The sequence below is a fragment of the Burkholderia sp. 4NA327C6 genome, assembly GCF_005502655.1.
Lineage (GTDB): Bacteria > Pseudomonadota > Gammaproteobacteria > Burkholderiales > Burkholderiaceae > Burkholderia > Burkholderia contaminans.
The window spans coordinates 1-2,756 of sequence record NZ_SCNZ01000109.1 but is presented as its reverse complement, the minus strand read 5'-3'; the positions used below and the strand labels follow the sequence as shown (position 1 = coordinate 2,756).

Annotated in this window: 1 pseudogene; it reads right to left on the bottom strand. The window is 63.7% G+C overall.

Annotation, left to right across the window (positions count from 1 at the left end):
- Positions 1-2,756 (bottom strand): annotated as a pseudogene (locus tag FFS49_RS41670) (hemagglutinin); the annotation flags it as partial.

The window sequence follows — 2,756 nt, the reverse complement described above, 5'->3', positions numbered from 1 at the left end:
GTGATCGAGCTATTGGCCGACGACAGGCCCGTCGAGGTCGAAGTCGAGAGCGACGTGATCGAGCTGTTGGCCGAGGAGAGGCCGGTCGAGGTCGAAGTCGACAGCGAGGTGATCGAGCTGTTGGCCGACGACAGGCCCGTCGAGGTCGAAGTCGAGAGCGACGTGATCGAGCTGTTAGCCGACGACAAGCCGGTCGAGGTCGAGGTCGACAGCGATGTCACCGAACTATTCGTCGAGCTGAGACCCGTGGACAGCGAACCGATCGAGCTGTTGGCCGACGAGAGGCCAGTCGAAGTCGAGGTCGACAGCGAGGTGATCGAGCTGTTAGCCGACGACAAGCCGGTCGAGGTCGAGGTCGACAGCGATGTCACCGAGCTATTCGTCGAGCTGAGGCCCGTGGACAGCGAACCGATGGAGCTGTTTGCCGACGAGAGACCGGTCGAGGTCGAGGTCGACAGCGAGGTGATCGAGCTGTTCGCCGAGGACAAGCCCGTCGAGGTCGACGTGGACAGCGAAGTGATCGAGCTATTCGCCGACGACAGACCCGTCGACGTGGAGGTCGACAGCGAAGTGATCGAGCTGTTCGCCGAAGAGAGACCGGTCGAGGTCGAAGTCGACAACGAGGTGATCGAGCTGTTAGCCGAAGAGAGACCGGTCGAGGTCGAAGTCGACAACGAGGTGATCGAGCTGTTAGCCGACGAGAGGCCCGTCGAAGTCGAAGTCGACAGCGAGGTGATCGAGCTGTTGGCCGACGAGAGGCCAGTCGAAGTCGAGGTCGACAGCGAGGTGATCGAGCTGTTAGCCGACGAGAGGCCAGTCGACGTGGAAGTCGACAACGACGAGACCGAACTGTTGGTCGAACTCAGGCCAGTGGACAGCGACGAGATTGCGCTGCTGGACGACGACACCGTCGTCGACAGCGAATCCACGGCCACATTGGTTGCAAAGAGCTGCGAGCCGTTGATTGCGTCGGTACTGGCCGAGGAGATCGCGCCGGCCGCAACGTTCGTGACCTGGCGCTGGTTGGTCGAGCTGCCGACACTGACCACGCTCGTCGGATTGCCGCCCGCGAATGTGCTGGTCACGCCGCCGACGGTACCGGTAGGCGTCGGGTTGGCTGCGGCCGTGGTGGAGCCGCTGCCCAGCGCGACGCTGCCGACGTTGCTCGCGACGGCATTCGGGCCGATCGCGACTGCGTTGCTTGCGCTCGCATTCGCAGCATTGCCGACGGCGACGCCGCTTGCGCCGCCTGCGTTTGCAGCATTGCCGACGGCGACGCTGCTGGCGCCCGCGGCAGTGGCGGCGACACCGGCGGCGAGCGAGTTGATGCCCGTTGCGCCGTTGTTGTTGTAGTTGGCTTGCTGCACACCACCGTCGTTGACGCTGTAGTAGTGCGTCTTCGCGGCTTCGATCGCGGTCGAGGTCGAGGTGGACAGCGAGGTGATCGAGCTGGTGGCCGACGAAAGACCGGTCGAGGTGGACGTGGACAGCGACACGACTGAGCTGTTTGCCGAGCTGATGCCGGTGGACAGCGAGTTGATGCCGGTCGAGGTCGACGTGGACAACGACGAAATCGAGCTGTTAGCCGACGACAGACCCGTCGACGTGGAAGTCGACAGCGACGTGACCGAGCTGTTGGTCGAACTCAGTCCAGTGGACAGGGAGCCGATCGAACTGGTGGCCGACGACAGACCGGTCGAGGTCGACGTGGACAGCGAGGTGACTGAGCTATTGGTCGACGAGAGACCGGTCGACAGAGAGCCGATCGAGCTGGTGGCCGACGACAGGCCGGTCGACGTCGAAGTCGACAGCGAGGTGACCGAGCTATTGGTCGACGAGAGACCGGTCGAGAGCGAGCCGATCGAGCTGGTAGCCGACGACAGGCCGGTCGAGGTGGAAGTCGACAGCGAAGTGACGGAGCTATTGGTCGACGAGAGGCCGGTGGACAGGGAGCCGATCGAGCTGTTGGCCGACGAGAGACCGGTCGAGGTCGAAGTCGACAGCGAGGTGATCGAGCTGGTAGCCGACGACAGGCCGGTCGACGTGGAAGTCGACAGCGAAGTGACCGAGCTATTGGTCGACGAGAGGCCGGTAGACAGGGAGCCGATCGAGCTGTTGGCCGACGAGAGACCGGTCGAGGTCGAAGTCGACAGCGAGGTGATCGAGCTGGTAGCCGACGACAGGCCGGTCGACGTGGACGTGGACAGCGAGGTGACCGAGCTATTGGTCGACGAGAGGCCGGTAGACAGGGAGCCGATCGAGCTGTTGGCCGACGACAGACCGGTCGACGTCGAGGTCGACAGCGAGGTGACCGAGCTATTGGTCGACGAGAGACCGGTCGAGAGCGAGCCGATCGAGCTGGTGGCCGACGACAGACCGGTCGAGGTCGAAGTGGACAGCGAGGTGACCGAGCTATTGGTCGACGAGAGACCGGTCGAGAGCGAGCCGATCGAGCTGGTAGCCGACGACAGACCCGTCGAGGTCGAAGTGGACAGCGACTTGATCGAGCTGTTGGCCGACGAGAGACCCGTCGACGTCGAGGTCGAGAGCGAGGTGACCGAGCTATTGGTCGACGAGAGACCGGTCGACAGAGAGCCGATGGAGCTGTTGGCCGACGAAAGACCCGTCGACGTCGAGGTCGAGAGCGAGGTGACCGAGCTATTGGTCGACGAGAGGCCGGTCGACAGAGAGCCGATCGAGCTGTTGGCCGATGAGAGACCCGTCGACGTCGAGGTCGAGAGCGAGGTGACCGAGCT